Origin of the sequence: Loktanella sp. PT4BL (genome assembly GCF_003201935.1) — a bacterium.
In the GTDB taxonomy this organism is placed as follows: Bacteria; Pseudomonadota; Alphaproteobacteria; order Rhodobacterales; family Rhodobacteraceae; genus Yoonia.
The window spans coordinates 292,057-306,953 of the sequence record NZ_QJJL01000002.1 but is presented as its reverse complement, the minus strand read 5'-3'; the positions used below and the strand labels follow the sequence as shown (position 1 = coordinate 306,953).

Below are 14,897 nucleotides of genomic sequence, written 5' to 3'. Positions count from 1 at the left end.
CCAAACACATGAAGTTTCTCGATCTTGCAAAGGTCTATATCCGCTCTGGCGCCGGTGGTGCGGGCTGCATCTCGTTCCGGCGCGAGAAATTCATGGAGTATGGCGGCCCTGACGGGGGCGATGGCGGCCGCGGGGGCGATGTGGTGGTTGAGGCGGTTGAGGGCCTGAACACCCTGATTGATTTCCGCTACCAGCAGCACTTTTTTGCGACGAACGGCCAGCACGGTATGGGCAGCCAGCGGACCGGGAAAGACGGTGAAACCAAGGTCCTGCGTGTGCCGGTCGGCACCGAGATCATTGATGAAGATGAGGAAACGGTGATCGCTGACCTCACCGAAGTAGGCCAGAAGATCGTGATTGCCAAAGGCGGCAATGGTGGCTGGGGCAACTTGCGCTTCAAAACCGCGACAAACCAGGCGCCCCGTCGCGCCAATCCGGGCCAAGAGGCGATTGAGCGCACGATCTGGCTACGCCTGAAACTGATCGCGGATGTAGGGCTCTTGGGGATGCCCAATGCCGGCAAATCGACTTTCCTTGCCGCTACATCTAACGCGCGGCCTAAAGTTGCCGACTATCCCTTCACAACGCTGATCCCCAATCTGGGCGTTGTCGGGATTGATGAGGTCGAATTTGTCGTGGCCGATATTCCTGGCCTAATCGAAGGCGCAAGCGAGGGGCGCGGCCTTGGTGATATGTTCCTTGGCCATGTTGAACGCTGTGCAGTACTGCTACACCTGATTGACGGCACCTCGGGTGATCCGGCAGGCGACCTGACGACGATCATCAAAGAGCTTGAGGCCTATGGCGGTGCGCTTGCCGACAAGCCGCGCATCACGGTGCTGAACAAAATCGACGCGCTTGATGAAGAAGAGCGGATCTTCCTGCGCGATGAGATCGCGGCTGTCGCCAAGGGCCCTGTCATGATGATGTCGGGTGTGACCGGCGAGGGTATTCCCGAAGTGCTGCGTGCCTTGCGGGCCGAAATTGACGACAACCGCCTGCGCCACCGCAAAGCCGAGGAGCAGGACGAAGGCGGGGATGCGCCATGGCAACCCTGACGGCGTCCAAGCGCCTTGTGGTCAAGATCGGCTCGGCGTTGCTGGTTGATGCGGCCACCGGCGCGCTTCGCCAGAACTGGCTCACTTCACTGGCTGACGATGTGGCACGCATACGTGCACGCGGGACCGATGTTATCATTGTGTCGTCGGGGTCTATCGCCTTGGGGCGGGGCATTCTGGGCCTGCCGCTGACCTCGCTTGCGCTGGAACAATCGCAGGCGGCCGCCGCTGTCGGCCAGATCCGACTGGCGCGCGCCTATGAAGAGGCCTTAACGCCGCATGGCATTATCACCGGCCAAGTCCTTGTGACCCTTGAAGATTCACAGGATCGTCGGCGGTATCTCAACAGTCGTGCAACGATGGAAACGATGCTTGGTCTGGGCGTCACGCCGATCGTGAATGAGAACGACACAATCGCGACGGACGAAATCCGCTATGGCGATAATGACCGGTTGGCGGCACAGGTTGCAGTGACAGTCGGGGCCGATCAACTGGTGCTCTTGTCGGATGTTGACGGGCTTTATACCGCCAATCCGAGGATTGATAGTGCTGCAGAACACATTGATCTTGTTGATAAATTGACACCGGAAATCGAAGCAATGGCAGGTGATGTGGGGTCGGGCCTGTCCAAAGGCGGCATGATCACCAAACTGATTGCCGCGCGCATCGCGACCGAGGCAGGTTGCGCCATGGCCATTGCCTTGGGCACCGCGATGAACCCGCTTGCCAAACTGGAAGACGGGGCAAGGGCCACGTGGTTTGCCGCACAAACCGATCCGCAGGCGGCACGCAAACGCTGGATTTCGGCCATGAAACCGCGCGGCACTGTGACGGTGGATGCGGGCGCACAGGAAGCGCTGCACCACGGCAAGAGCCTGTTGCCTGCCGGTGTCACGCAGATCAGCGGCAGTTTCGGCCGCGGTGAGGTGGTGACAATCGTCGACACGGCTGGTGTGACACTGGGCCAGGGCCTGATCCGGTATACAAGTGCCGAGGCGCGCCAGATCATGGGGCGCCGTTCGGCCGAGATTGCCGAAATTCTGGGCTATGACGGTCGCGCGGCGCTGGTGCACCGCGACGACATGGTGCTGTAAGAGGAAAAGAGCATGGGTGATCAAGACATTAGCACGATGATGGCCAGGATCGGTGCGGATGCACGCGCCGCGTCGACCGTGTTGGCCACCGCCGGATCAGAGCGCAAATACGCGGCCCTCATTGGTGCGGCTGACGCGATCTGGGAAAACCGCATGGCGATCATGGATGCCAATGCCGAAGATCAGGTTTACGGTGAAGAAAAGGGCCTGAGCCCCGCCATGATGGACCGTTTGATGCTGGATGAACCCCGCATCCGCGCCATGGCCGAGGGGCTGCGCAATGTGGCAGCCCAATCCGATCCGGTGGGCGAGGTGATGACCGAATGGGACATGCCCAGCGGTCTGCACATCCAGCGTGTGCGCACGCCTTTGGGTGTGATCGGCGTCATCTATGAAAGCCGCCCCAATGTGACAGCGGACGCAGGCGCACTTTGTCTGCAGTCGGGCAATGCGGTCATTCTGCGCGGCGGGTCCGAGAGCTTTCATTCCTCCACCGCGATCCACGACTGCCTGCAAACCGGATTGAAACAGGCAGGGCTCCCTGCAACGGCGATCCAGCTTGTACCCACCCGCGACCGCGCGGCGGTCTCGGCAATGTTGACTGCGACAGACCATATCGACGTGATTGTGCCGCGCGGCGGCAAGGGGCTTGTCGGGTTGGTCCAGCGCGAAGCGCGCGTGCCTGTCTTTGCCCATCTTGAAGGCATTTGCCATATCTACGTGGGCGCGACGGCTGATCCTGCAATGGCGGTCGAGATCGTTCTGAACGCCAAGACACGCCGCACCGGCATCTGCGGGTCCATGGAATGCCTGTTGATCGACTGGCGTTTTTATACGCAACACGGCTCACTGCTGGTTGATGCCCTGTTGAAGGCCGGCGTTGATGTGCGCGCCGATGGTGAACTGGCCAAGATTGCAGGCACGACGCCTGCGCAACCCGATGATTTCGGAAAAGAGTTTCTGGATATGATTTGTGCGGCCAAGCTTGTCGATGGTGTCGACGAAGCGATCGCGCATATCCGCACTTACGGGTCAAATCACACCGATGCCATTATCACCGCCGATGATCAGGCCGCGGCGCATTTTTTCAAAGAGCTGGATAGCGCGATCCTGATGCGTAATGCCTCGACCCAATTTGCCGATGGTGCCGAATTCGGGATGGGTGCCGAGATCGGGATTGCGACGGGAAAACTGCACGCACGTGGGCCGGTCGGGGCCACACAACTGACCAGTTTCAAATACCTCGTGACAGGAAACGGGGCCGTGCGCCGCTAGAACCGCGCGATCAGGTGGTCACTCATGTGGCGGAACTGCAAACGACGCTCCGCTTGCGCCAGCACATCGGGTAGAAGTGCAAATTGCACATGCGCCGCTGTGTATCTGAAGCCCATTTGTGGTGCGGTGATGTTATCCCACAACTCCTGATCCACGGCCAGCCGCGGCCCTTCGGCGCGCATGACCCACATCTCGCCGTCCTGCGTGATCTGGATGTCACCGCCCAGTGGCATGGCGGATTCTAGCGCCTGCAACATCAAGAGCGCGGCCCGTACAAGACGGCGCGGCTGATCACCCGCGATCTTCCAGATATAATTGATCCTGCCACCGCTCGCCGTTGCCGCAAGGATCGACAGAATCTCGGCACGGCTGACGGATTGCTCTTCGCTGGCCGCACCGTAGGCGATCCGGAAATACCGGATCCGTGCACTGGCGTTCTGTACGCTTTCGCTGATCAGGTCCATTTCGGCACCGGTATCGCCATCGGTCAGTGCCAAAAGCTCGACACCATTGCCGATTGCACCAATTGGGCTGATAAGATCATGGCAAATCCGTGATCCGACCAAAGCTGCGAGATCAGGTTGCATCATGCAGCCTCCGTTGTAAGAGAGAGTAGATGTCAGATATAAATGCAATCTTTGAGCCCGGCGTGCTCGTGCGCCATCCTGACCAGCCGGAGTGGGGCGTTGGGCAGGTGCAGTCCAACATTGGTGACCGGATTACTGTCAACTTCAGAGAGATGGGTAAAATCGTCATTGATAGCCGGCGTGTCTTACTTGAACTCGTTAATGATTAAAATACAACCTAAAGGAGAGTTGCGCAAGTCAGGTTCCTATGTCCTGTCAACGTGTCGCATTATGGTTGCTAAAAAGTTAACGGCCGCCAGGAATTCCACAAAAATGAAGGCTTTCCGAAAAAATGACGCTGGTGCAATCGCCTGTATTTGAAACCCGTGTGAGCCGCGCGTCTCAGGACATCCGCGCCGCACAGCGCCTGCGCTATGAGGTTTTCATCGCAGAGTTGGGTGGGAATGGTCCGATGGTCGATCACGTTGCCCGCTTGGAGTGTGATGAATTCGATGCCCATGCCGACCACATCCTGTTGCTGGATAAGACGCGCCCGAGAGACGATCAGGTCGTTGGTGTTTACCGTGTTATGACCGCTGAAATGGCGCAGGCGGCGGGCGGTTTCTACTGCGAAACCGAGTATGATCTGACGCCGCTCTGCCAAAGCGGGCAACGCCTCTTGGAGCTGGGGCGTTCTTGCCTGCATCATGACTATCGCGGCGGGGCAGGCATGCTGCATCTGTGGCAGGCGCTTGCGGATTATGTGGAAACCCACCAGATCGCGGTGCTTTTCGGGGTGGCCTCATTTCACGGAACTGATGTACAGGCGCTATCTTCCCCGCTTAGTCTCTTGTACCACAAACATCTGGCACCTGCGGGTCTGCGCGTCACTGCGAAAGGTCAGACAGCCGTGCCGATGAATATCCAGCCCCTCGACACGATCGACCGGATCTCTGCCGTGCGTGAAATACCTGCTTTGATCAAAGCCTATTTGCGCTTGGGCGGGAAAGTGGCACCTGATGCCTTTGTGGATCATGCCTTTAACACGGTTGATATCTGCCTGATCCTTGAGAAAGATGCCATCGATGGATTGCAGCGGGCCATTCTGGCCAAAGGCGGGGCAAATGGCTGAGACTTGGCAGAGCAAAAGCGCGCCGCCGGACTGCCGTTTGAGTGTTCTTGGCTGGCTCAGGGTCGTGTTCCGCGCGATCCCGTTGGGTGTTCTCGTCTTTGGTGGATTGCTGATCTTGCTTGCTGTCCGCCTTGTGGAAAGGCCGCTTTGCGGGCTGGGGCGACCGGTTACCCCCTATATCACACAGTTTGTGTGCCGAATGTCCTTTGTGGTTCTGGGGATCAGATATACCTCGGAAGGTGCGCCAATGGCAGGTGCGGGGGCCGTTGTGGCAAACCATACCTCTTGGCTGGATATCTTCGCACTGAATGCCCGCAAACGCATCTATTTTGTGTCGAAAGCCGAGGTTGCGGGCTGGCCCGGGATCGGATGGCTGGCGCGCGCGACAGGGACGGTGTTCATCCAGCGCGACCGCAGCGAAGTGCAAGGGCAGATCGCGGTATTCCGCGAAAGGCTTGCCGCGGGCCATAAGCTGTTGTTTTTTCCTGAAGGCACCTCAACCGATGGTTTGCAGGTGCTGCCGTTCAAACCAGCCCTGTTTGCCGCCTTCTTCGATCCATCCTTACGCCAGACGCTTCACATGCAGGCAGTGACGTTGCAGTATCATGCACCCGCAGGGGCCGACCCGCGGTTTTATGGCTGGTGGGGTGATATGGACTTCGGGCCGCATCTGCTGGCAACACTGGCCGCCGCCAAGCAAGGCAGTGTGCATGTGATCTACTACGCGCCCGTCAAGGTCGCGGATTATGCGGACCGCAAAGCTCTGGCAAAAGCAATGGAGGATCAGGTGCGCGCAGGTCTCGCGGCAGGCTCCTAGCCCAGCATCGCACGTCTGAGGGTGCCAAGGGTTCCGGCGGGGTTATCTGTGTTCCAGACCTCATCACCGATACCGAAGAAATCTGTGTGTGGGGCCAGCGCGCGGATCAAACCCTCATCCAGCGCACCTTCTGCGACAACCGGCACTTCGATCATCAGGGACCACCACTCGAAAAGTTCCAGCTCCGCCCTGCGGCCGTCACCAAGGGCTGTCTGGCCCACGGGACCGAAGCTGACGTAATCGGCGCCCAACTCACCTGCGGTCATGCCGTCATGGCGGGAATTGGTGCAGTAACAGCCGACGATGGCATCATCACCAAGGTCTTTGCGCACCTGACGGACCGACCGTGCGCCGTCTTGCAGGTGGACGCCGTCGAGACCAAGGCGTTCGACAAGCTGGATATGCGTATCGATCACCAGCGCCACATCGCGTGCATGGGTGACTTCACGCAGGGCGTCGGCGGCTTTGGCGATCCGCGCCTCATCGGTCGTGCCCAGCGCAAGGCGGACGCAGGCCACCTCGGTGCTGTCCAGACAGGCGGCCAATTCGGCCGGATAAGTCGAAAGATCGAATTCCGACGGGCTGATGAGGTAGATTTGCGGGTGGTCCTGGGCGTCCGACATGGGGGCGTTCCGATTTATTTGATGTTTCAGGGGCTTTTAGCGGGGAAAATCGGGCTTGGCTATGGGGGGCGTGCTGCTGCGGTTCTTGCCTTGCACAGGCGCGCGGCGTATCAGGCGGCGATCTTATCAAAGGAAGTCTTATGCCCAGCGCCCAGCCTCAGCCTGCGTTTGTCCTGATCCGCCCCCAGATGGGTGAAAACATTGGTGCAGCCGCCCGTGGCATGTGGAATTTTGGACTGGACCGCATGCGGATTATTGATCCGCGCGATGGCTGGCCAAACCAGAAGGCTGTGGCGATGGCCAGCGGGGCAGGGCGACTGCTGGATGAGGCGCAGATCTATCCTGATACCGCTGCTGCCATTGCTGATTGTGATTATGTCTATGCCACCACGGCGCGGCCACGTGGGCTGACGAAACTGGTGCTGACACCCGAGGCTGCGATGCAGGATGCGCGCGCGCGGATTGCGCAGGGACAAAAAGTTGCCGTGATGTTCGGCCCCGAACGCGCGGGCATGGAAAACGATGATATTGCACGCGCGAATGCGATTATCTCGGTGCCCGTGAACCCTGTCTTTCCGTCGCTCAATCTGGCGCAATGTGTGTTGCTGACAGGCTATGAATGGCGGCGCGAGGCGGTTGCGGTTGATCCTGCGCGCGTGGATGCTGTGGGCGATTGGGCCGAGCAGATCGAGATTGAAAAGCTTGCCGCGCATTACGAAGAGCGGTTGGAAGATGCCGGGTTCTTTTATCCCGAACACAAGGCCGAGAACATGAAGATGAACCTGCGCAATATGTGGTCGCGCATGCCCATGACGCGGGCGGATGTGCAGATGCTGCATGGCATGATGCGCCAGATGGTGCGCTGGAAAGAGCGGGGTAAGGTGGATTGAAATCCACCTTACATGTGGCACCCTGACGCTTGCGGTCGCCGCACGCGGGTTCTAGTTAACCGGTAACACCTAGCGGAGACCGATGATGGCAACCAAACGCACAATATTCGAAGATGTCGGTGACACCCCCAAACAGACAGCCGCCCCCGGCGGGATTAACCGTGCAGGGCAGGGTGCGCGGCGCGCGATCCGCGCATGGTTGATGGCGCTCTTCGGTCTGGTTGTGGTGATGATCGTCGTGGGCGGGTTGACCCGTCTGACCGATAGTGGCCTGTCGATCACCGAATGGAAGCCCGTGACAGGGGCCATGCCGCCAATGTCCGAGGCCGCCTGGGAGGCTGAATTCGACAAATACCGTGCGATCCCCGAATACCAGTTGCAGAACCGTGGCATGACCATGGCCGAGTTCAAGGTGATCTACTGGTGGGAATGGGGGCACCGCCAGTTGGGCCGCTTTATCGGGCTGGTCTGGGCTGTGGGCTTTGTCGCCTTTGCCGCCTCGCGTAAGGTCCCCGCGGGCTGGACGCCCAAGCTGCTGTTTATCGGCGCCTTGGGTGGCTTGCAGGGTTTTATCGGCTGGTGGATGGTGTCGTCAGGCCTTGAAGAGGGGATGCTGGACGTGGCCTCCTACCGTCTTGCCACGCATCTTGGGTTGGCTTTCGTGATCTTCGGCTTCATCGCGTGGTACGTCTATCAGTTGGGCCGCAGCCAGGCCGATCTGCTGCAAGCGCGCCGCAGCGGGAATGCAAGCCTTGCGCGGTTGAGCAGTATTCTTGTGGGTTTTGCTTTCCTGCAAATCATCCTCGGCGCATTGGTCGCGGGGATTGACGCGGGCCGCGCCTTCCCTGACTGGCCGCTCATGGCGGGCGGGTTCCTGCCGCCCGAGCCTTTGTCACTCACCCCGGTTTGGCGCAATTTCTTTGAGGACGCGGGCCTTGTGCAATTCATGCACCGGATGGTGGGCTATGCGCTCTTTGCCTATACGGTCTTCGTTTGGATCCGCGCACGCCGTTCGGCCAATGACACCACGCGCTTTACCTTCAACGCGATCATGGCGGTGATGACACTTCAGGTCGTGATCGGCATTGTGACGGTGATGTATTCCGCCCCGTGGCAGATCGCGATTGTGCATCAACTGGTGGCGGTGATCCTCTGGGCGCTGATCCTGCGGGGCCGTTTTGTGGCGCAGTATCCTGTACCACAAACCATCAAAGGGGCCTGATACCATGGGTGCATATACCGAGCTGATGGCGTTCCAGCGCGAGACCGAGGCGCTGTCACAGATCGCGGGCCGCCTTGGGTGGGATCAGGAAACCATGATGCCTGATGGTGCCACCCCCCAGCGTGCCGAAGAACATGCAGCGATGGCCAACATCCTGCATGCCCGCAGGATTGATCCGCGGATCGGGGAATGGCTGGAGACAGCGCAAGCCACCGATGATGTGGCCGCGGCCAACCTGCTCCACATCCGGCGGGATTATGAGCGCACCGCCAAAGTGCCCGCACGTCTGGCAGCGGAGCTTGCGAAAACCACGTCGCTTGCGCACCGCGTTTGGGCGCGTGCACGCGCCGAGGAGGACGTGGCCGCATTCTTGCCGATGTTGCAGAAAGTCGTTGATCTGCGCCGCGAGGAAGCGGCTGCCGTTGCAGGCAATACCGACCCCTATGATGCGCTGCTTGACGATTACGAACCGGGTGCAACGGGCGCGCGCCTGAGTGCGATGTTTGCGGCGTTGCGCCCGCGTCTTGTCGCGCTGCGTGCGGCGATTTTGGACAAACCGGTGCCTGCGCCGTTGAGCACACACTTTGACGAAGCCGCACAATTGGCGCTGTCGGAGAAGCTGGCGCTCAGCTTTGGCTACGGTCTTGCAAACGGACGGATTGACAAGGCGGTGCATCCGTTCTCGTCGGGCTCCGGCCTTGATGTACGGATCACGACGCGGACCAATCCGACCGATCCATTTAACTGTTTTTATTCCACCATCCACGAGGTCGGCCATGCCGCATATGAGCAGGGGATTGATGATGCGCATCTGCTCACCCCTTTGGGGCGCGGTGTGTCGATGGGCGTGCATGAAAGCCAAAGCCGGATTTACGAGAACCAGCTTGGGCGCAGCCGCGCCTATACGGGCTGGCTTTTCGGGCAAATGCGCGATGCATTCGGTGATTTCGGGGTGGCCGACGAAGAGACCTTTTATGCCACTGTCAACCGCGTCCATGACGGGTTTATCCGCACCGAAGCCGACGAGGTGCAGTATAATCTGCATGTGTTGCTGCGCTTTGATCTGGAACGCGCGCTGATTGCGGGGGATCTGGCTGTGACTGATCTGGAAGCCGCATGGAACGACCGCTTTCAGGCGGATTTCGGCTATCCGGTCGACAAACCGTCAAACGGTGTCTTGCAGGATGTGCACTGGTCCGAGGGGCTTTTTGGCTATTTCCCGACCTATACACTGGGCAATGTCTATGCAGGCTCTCTGCATGTGGCGTTGCGTGATGCGGTGCCTGATCTGGATGCAGATCTGGCGCGCGGCGATACATCGAATGCAACGGATTGGCTGCGCGCGAACCTGCAACAGTATGGCGGGCTGCGCACGCCGGTTGAGACGATCACCCATGCAACCGGCACAGCGCCCAGCGAGGCGCCTTTGCTGGACTATCTGGAAGAGAAATTCAGCGCGATCTACCGGCTGTAGGTGTCGGAGCCTCCGGCGGGGATATTTTCGGGCCAGTAATAACGCAGGTTAGGACCAGTTCGGATCGCGCTTTTCCAGAAAGGCGTTGATGCCTTCGTTGGTGTCGTCGACCAGCATGTTCTGCACCATGACATCGCCGGTATAGGCGTAGGCCTCTGCCGTTGTCATCTGGGCCTGCGCATAAAAGGCCTGTTTGCCGATCTTGACCGCCGAGGGCAGTTTCTTGGCGATGGCCTGGGCAAGCTCTTGGGCGTCGCGTTCCAATGCATCGGTGTGGACCGCCCGGTTGATCAGGCCGAGGTCCTGTGCCTCGCGGGTGTTGATAAAACGGCCTGTTGTCAGCATTTCAAAAGCAGCTTTACGGTGGATATTGCGGGTCAGGGCCACCATGGGGGTGGAGCAGAACAGGCCGATATTCACGCCATTGACGCCAAAACGCGTATCGTCAGAGGCCACAGCCAGATCGCAGGTTGCCACAAGCTGGCAACCGGCCGCCGTGGCGATGCCATGGACCTGGGCGATGACGGGTTGGGGCATGGACTGAATACGCTGCATCATCGCGGCACAACGATCGAAGAGGTCCTTGAAATAGGCCGCACCCCCATCGGGCGATTGCCGTCCGGCCTGCATTTCCTTGAGGTCATGGCCCGCGCAGAACGCTTTGCCGGACCCCCGCAGGATCACGGCGTGAATGCTGCTGTCCTCTGCGATCTGATCAAACGCCCCGTGCAGCGCGGCCAGCATCGCATCTGAAAGGGCATTCAGACGCTCGGGCGCGTTCATCGTCAGGGTGGCGATATGGCCTGTGTCTTCGCGAAGCAGGATTGTCATTTTGTTCCTTTCGGTGTTGCTTGGGCGGAGCGTAATGCAGCGGAAGGCGATATGGAACACAAGATGGATATTCCGGGACTTCAATCCTTTCTGGTTGAAGCCTTTCCGCAGGTTGCCGGCGAAATTGAGGTGACCGATCTTGCAGAAGACGGGCTCACCGTGCGGCTGGCGGTGCAAGACAAGCATTTGCGCCCGGGTGGCACGGTATCGGGGCCGACGATGTTCATGCTCGCGGATGTGGCGGTTTATCTGGCGATTTTGTCGCGGATCGGGCCAGTGGCCTTGGCGGTTACAACCAATTGCAGCATTGATTTCATGCGCAAACCGGCTGCGGGGGCGGATTTGTACTGCATCGCGCGGATGCATAAACTGGGCCGTGTTCTGGCTGTGGGGGATGCCATGATCTATAGTGCAGGGCAGGAGGCGCCCGTCGCACGCGCCACGCTGACATATGCCATCCCGCCAAAGTAATGGGGTAAATAGATACCTAAATTGCAAGCCATTGATTTGCAAAGATTTTATCGTGATGAACGTGCTTGACTGCGCGCGGGCTCCGTTTATAACGCCCCAATCGAATGACACGTGGCGTGAGCCACTCCAAACTTTTGGTGGAATATGAAAACCTTTACCGCAACTCCTGCGGATATCGACAAGAAATGGATCCTGATCGACGCTGAAGGCGTTGTTCTGGGTCGTCTTGCCTCGATCATCGCAATGCGCTTGCGCGGCAAGCACAAGCCTTCTTTCACACCGCACATGGATATGGGCGACAACGTGATTGTCATCAACGCCGAGAAAATCCAGATGACTGGTAACAAGCGTGATGAGAAGTACTACTGGCACACCGGTCACCCCGGCGGCATCAAGTCCAAGACAAAGGCAGAGATCCTTGAAGGTGCGCATCCCGAGCGCGTCATCATGAAAGCCGTTCAGCGCATGCTGCCCGGTGGCAAACTGTCCCGTCAGCAGATGACCCACCTGCGCGTTTTTGCAGGCGCTGAGCACGGTATGGAAGCCCAGAAGCCCGAAGTTCTGGACGTGAAGTCCATGAACAAAAAGAACACGAGGACTGCATAATGGCCGATCAAGTAAACTCGCTCGAAGAGCTGGGCCAAGTTGCAACAGGTGCCGAGGCACCAGCTGCAGCGGTCGAAGCAACTGTCACACGTGAGCCCGTGCGCGACCATCTGGGACGTTCCTATGCGACAGGCAAGCGCAAAGATGCGGTTGCCCGCGTCTGGATCAAGCCCGGTTCCGGCAAGGTCACAGTCAACGGCAAAGCCATGGACGCCTATTTCGCGCGTCCCGTTCTGCAGATGATCCTGCGCCAGCCTTTTCAGGTTGCCGGTGTTGTTGACCAGTTCGACGTGATGGCAACTGTTGCCGGTGGCGGCCTGTCCGGTCAGGCCGGTGCGGTCAAGCACGGTGTGTCCAAAGCCCTTCAGCTTTATGATCCGACCCTGCGCGCCGCACTCAAGGCCGCTGGCTTCCTGACACGCGACAGCCGTGTGGTTGAGCGTAAGAAGTACGGTAAAGCGAAAGCCCGTAAGAGCTTCCAGTTCTCCAAGCGTTAATCGCTGGACGGCAGAGATACGAAAGGGCGGTCCTTGGGGCCGCCCTTTTTGCATCTGAGCTGCGATTTGGAACTAGGTCCGCTTTGCGAGCCAGCTGCCGTTCGTTTCTGATGGTCAAATGACTGCTCGCAGCCCAAGGCTGAACGCCGACATTCGCCGAAGATGCAAAGTTTATGATCCGTTCTCGCCAAAGGTTTCATTTGTTGGAAAGCCGAACCTTATAGAACTTCAACCGGTCGAGTATCCGCTTTAGGCAAAACAGCACTGTGTTCTTTCAATTGCCAGTTTGAAAGAATTGATAGTATTCCTCAAAATACCCCGTCCGTTTGAAGCGACTGGTGAAAGGTTGCTAGAACGAAGCGCGGTCTTTCAAAGCGTCCCTTTCTCATCATATACCCTATCTGATCAGGCTTATGATCCAAGATGGAATTCTCCAATCGAAACGGCCTTTAGCAGTGCAGTCTCTGCTGCTTGAATGACCATGGCCTTGGGCGAGTCTGCGCGACTGACAAGTCCAAGCAACCGGCTTGGAACATCATCCCCCAAATGTAGCCTTTCCAGGGGAAGATGGTCGCTTTCGATGATGCATCTATTTGGCACGATGGAAATGCCGAGTCCGGCTGCGACCATGCTGGAAATGGCTTCAAGCCCTTCCAGTTCCATCACGTCATTCACGGCTATCCCGTTCGCCTGCAGCCAACCTTCAATTTGCCGTCCCACAACCGCATCCCGATTAAAGCGAATGAATGGTTGGGATTGCAGTAATTCAAGCACGGGCAATTTTTCCGTGCTTTCGGTCACGAGCAGGACCAGATCTTCGGCAGCAATTTTGGAAAAGCGTAAAGATCTTGGTAGCAGATCCGGCTTGGAAATGACGGCGGCATGAATCTGTCCGCGTTCAATTTGCAACAAGAGCTGATTGGACAGGCCAGGCACAACCCGGACCCGAATGCCGGGGTGCGACATCTTGAGTTGAGTCAGAGCAAGCGGTACCAGACCAGTTAAGGTGGTTGGGACTGCGCCCAAGATCAGTTCACCAGCAACTTCAGCACCAGAGCGAACCTTGTCAGCGAGGCCGTCATAGACCGCGACGATGGCTTCGGCCTCTTCAACCAAGGCGAGGCCGGTTGGCGTGAACTTTGGCGATCTATGGGACCTTTCAAACAGCGCGAGTTGCCATGACGCCTCTAGATTGCGCATCTGTTGACTGACGGCTGCCGCAGTCAGGTTTTCAGCCTCGGCAGCGGCACGAAAACTACCATGCCGGTGAATTGAGATAAGCGTGCGGAGTGCGCGCATGCTCATGTCTGTGCGCCTCCCTGACAGTGACATACTATAATAATTGTAAAATATTTCTTAAGTATAAGTCAAAATGTTATCGTTTTTATCAAATAATGTTCATGTCTATGCTGGGCGCAATTCAATAATTTCCGACCGAGAAAACTGGAGTTGTTATGGTTGCCCCGAAAACAAATGACTACAAACTGATCGTTGCAAAACCTTTTTGCCCAAACCTTGGTGCAGAGATTTATGGTGTTGATCTCAGTCAGGACGTCCCAGACGATCAGTTCGCTGAAATCCAGGACGCTTTCCTGAAATATCAGGTCCTGTTTTTCAAAGACCAGAAGGAAATTCCACCGGAGCAACACGTGAAGTTTGGCAAGCTATTTGGTCCATTGCATGCACACCCGGCAGCACCCACCATGGTTGGCCATCCAGAGATTTTCGAGATCCATGCAACGAAAGACTCCAAAATTGCGAATGGCGAATTCTGGCACTCTGACGTTTCGTGCGACGAAACTCCGCCGCTTGGAACGATGCTTCAAATCCATATCGCACCGCCGTGTGGCGGCGACACGATGTTCAGCGATATGTACGCGGCCTACGACGACCTGTCAGAGCCGATCAAATCAATGCTAGAGGGCCTGTCTGCACTTCATAGCTCTGAGCATATCTACAAGGGCAGGTATAGTGATCGCGGTAGGCAGGACGCTGACATCGACTGCCCGCAGGCCGTGCACCCGATCGTCCGGACCCATCCCGATACGGGCAGGAAGTCGTTGTTTGTGAACCGTACTTTCACAACAAAGATCCTGGGGTTGTCGGATCGTGAGAGCGAAGCCTTGCTTGCCCTGCTGTTTGAGCATGCAGAGCATATAAATTATCAGATCCGCTTTCGCTGGACACTGAACGACATGGCATTCTGGGATAATCGGTGTTGCATGCACCGCGCGATTTGGGACTATTGGCCGGCGGAACGAAAGGGACGCCGCGTCACCGTCAAGGGTGACCGGCCCAGATAGGGATCGCCGGACTTACGGTCAGGCAGACAATCCACAAG

At 58.0% G+C, this 14,897-nt stretch carries 17 protein-coding genes; 13 read left to right on the top strand and 4 right to left on the bottom strand.

Features of this window, described 5'->3' with window-relative positions:
* The first annotated feature begins 8 nt into the window (after nt 1–8).
* From obgE to C7964_RS06415, 3 genes are read left to right on the top strand one after another with little or no spacing between them, the layout of a single operon-like run.
* Complete coding sequence (obgE, locus tag C7964_RS06425; protein WP_110278853.1) at nt 9–1,058, top strand: GTPase ObgE; 1,050 nt, start codon at nt 9–11, stop codon at nt 1,056–1,058.
* Nucleotides 1,046–2,152 carry a glutamate 5-kinase gene (gene proB / locus C7964_RS06420; protein ID WP_110278852.1) on the top strand — a complete coding sequence of 369 codons (1,107 nt, stop codon included), beginning with the start codon at nt 1,046–1,048 and terminating at the stop codon, nt 2,150–2,152. The genes obgE and proB overlap by 13 nt, the downstream gene beginning before the upstream one ends.
* A 12-nt stretch (nt 2,153–2,164) precedes the next feature.
* Nucleotides 2,165–3,427, top strand: a complete 1,263-nt coding sequence (locus C7964_RS06415; protein WP_110278851.1) for a glutamate-5-semialdehyde dehydrogenase — start codon at nt 2,165–2,167, stop codon at nt 3,425–3,427.
* Here C7964_RS06415 and C7964_RS06410 read toward each other — a convergent pair.
* Nucleotides 3,424–4,017 (bottom strand): histidine phosphotransferase family protein, encoded by a 594-nt coding sequence (locus C7964_RS06410; protein ID WP_286163813.1) that lies wholly within the window; start codon nt 4,015–4,017, stop codon nt 3,424–3,426. The genes C7964_RS06415 and C7964_RS06410 overlap by 4 nt on opposite strands.
* Nucleotides 4,018–4,043: 26 nt before the next feature.
* Here C7964_RS06410 and C7964_RS06405 point away from each other — a divergent pair, with 26 nt between their 5' ends.
* The 3 genes from C7964_RS06405 (at nt 4,044) to olsA (ending at nt 5,942) form a co-directional block, all read left to right on the top strand.
* The gene (locus C7964_RS06405; protein WP_110278850.1) at nt 4,044–4,223 is read left to right on the top strand and encodes a DUF3553 domain-containing protein; all 180 of its coding nucleotides are present in this window, start codon (nt 4,044–4,046) and stop codon (nt 4,221–4,223) included.
* 122 nt (nt 4,224–4,345) lie between these two features.
* A complete protein-coding gene (gene olsB, locus C7964_RS06400; protein WP_110278849.1) occupies nt 4,346–5,125 on the top strand; it encodes an L-ornithine N(alpha)-acyltransferase in 780 nt (259 codons plus the stop codon).
* Nucleotides 5,118–5,942: a lyso-ornithine lipid O-acyltransferase gene (olsA, locus tag C7964_RS06395; RefSeq protein ID WP_110278848.1), complete on the top strand. Its 825-nt coding sequence runs from the start codon at nt 5,118–5,120 to the stop codon at nt 5,940–5,942. The genes olsB and olsA overlap by 8 nt, the downstream gene beginning before the upstream one ends.
* Here the strand turns inward: olsA and C7964_RS06390 are convergent.
* Complete coding sequence (locus C7964_RS06390) at nt 5,939–6,565, bottom strand: thiamine phosphate synthase (RefSeq protein WP_110278847.1); 627 nt, start codon at nt 6,563–6,565, stop codon at nt 5,939–5,941. The two genes, olsA and C7964_RS06390, sit on opposite strands and share 4 nt — an antisense overlap.
* Before the next feature lie 140 nt (nt 6,566–6,705).
* On the opposite strand from C7964_RS06390, the gene C7964_RS06385 reads away from it, so the two are divergent.
* The 3 genes from C7964_RS06385 to C7964_RS06375 all read left to right on the top strand — a co-directional run bounded on the left by C7964_RS06385 (nt 6,706) and on the right by C7964_RS06375 (nt 10,151).
* Entirely contained in the window at nt 6,706–7,455 is a 750-nt protein-coding gene (locus C7964_RS06385; RefSeq protein WP_110278846.1) for an RNA methyltransferase, read from the top strand.
* Between the two features lie 85 nt (nt 7,456–7,540).
* Nucleotides 7,541–8,677, top strand: coding sequence for a heme A synthase (gene ctaA / locus C7964_RS06380; protein ID WP_110278845.1), 1,137 nt, complete (start codon nt 7,541–7,543; stop codon nt 8,675–8,677).
* Nucleotides 8,678–8,681: 4 nt separating this feature from the next.
* A complete protein-coding gene (locus C7964_RS06375; RefSeq protein ID WP_110278844.1) occupies nt 8,682–10,151 on the top strand; it encodes a carboxypeptidase M32 in 1,470 nt (489 codons plus the stop codon).
* A 48-nt stretch (nt 10,152–10,199) separates the two neighbouring features.
* Here C7964_RS06375 and C7964_RS06370 read toward each other — a convergent pair whose 3' ends face one another.
* The gene (locus tag C7964_RS06370; protein WP_286163874.1) at nt 10,200–11,018 is read right to left on the bottom strand and encodes an enoyl-CoA hydratase; all 819 of its coding nucleotides are present in this window, start codon (nt 11,016–11,018) and stop codon (nt 10,200–10,202) included.
* Between the two features lie 15 nt (nt 11,019–11,033).
* On the opposite strand from C7964_RS06370, the gene C7964_RS06365 reads away from it, so the two are divergent.
* From C7964_RS06365 to rpsI, 3 genes are all read left to right on the top strand, one after another.
* Entirely contained in the window at nt 11,034–11,453 is a 420-nt protein-coding gene (locus tag C7964_RS06365) for a PaaI family thioesterase (protein ID WP_110278842.1), read from the top strand.
* Between the two features lie 144 nt (nt 11,454–11,597).
* On the top strand, nt 11,598–12,059 hold the full coding sequence (gene rplM / locus C7964_RS06360; protein ID WP_055292774.1) for a 50S ribosomal protein L13: 462 nt from the start codon (nt 11,598–11,600) through the stop codon (nt 12,057–12,059).
* Nucleotides 12,059–12,556, top strand: coding sequence for a 30S ribosomal protein S9 (gene rpsI, locus C7964_RS06355; protein WP_110278841.1), 498 nt, complete (start codon nt 12,059–12,061; stop codon nt 12,554–12,556). Before rplM ends, rpsI begins: the two co-directional genes overlap by 1 nt.
* A gap of 411 nt (nt 12,557–12,967) precedes the next feature.
* Here rpsI and C7964_RS06350 read toward each other — a convergent pair whose 3' ends face one another.
* On the bottom strand, nt 12,968–13,861 hold the full coding sequence (locus tag C7964_RS06350) for a LysR family transcriptional regulator (RefSeq protein ID WP_110278840.1): 894 nt from the start codon (nt 13,859–13,861) through the stop codon (nt 12,968–12,970).
* 149 nt (nt 13,862–14,010) lie between these two features.
* On the opposite strand from C7964_RS06350, the gene C7964_RS06345 reads away from it, so the two are divergent.
* A complete protein-coding gene (locus C7964_RS06345; protein ID WP_110278839.1) occupies nt 14,011–14,859 on the top strand; it encodes a TauD/TfdA dioxygenase family protein in 849 nt (282 codons plus the stop codon).
* Nucleotides 14,860–14,897 lie beyond the last annotated feature (38 nt).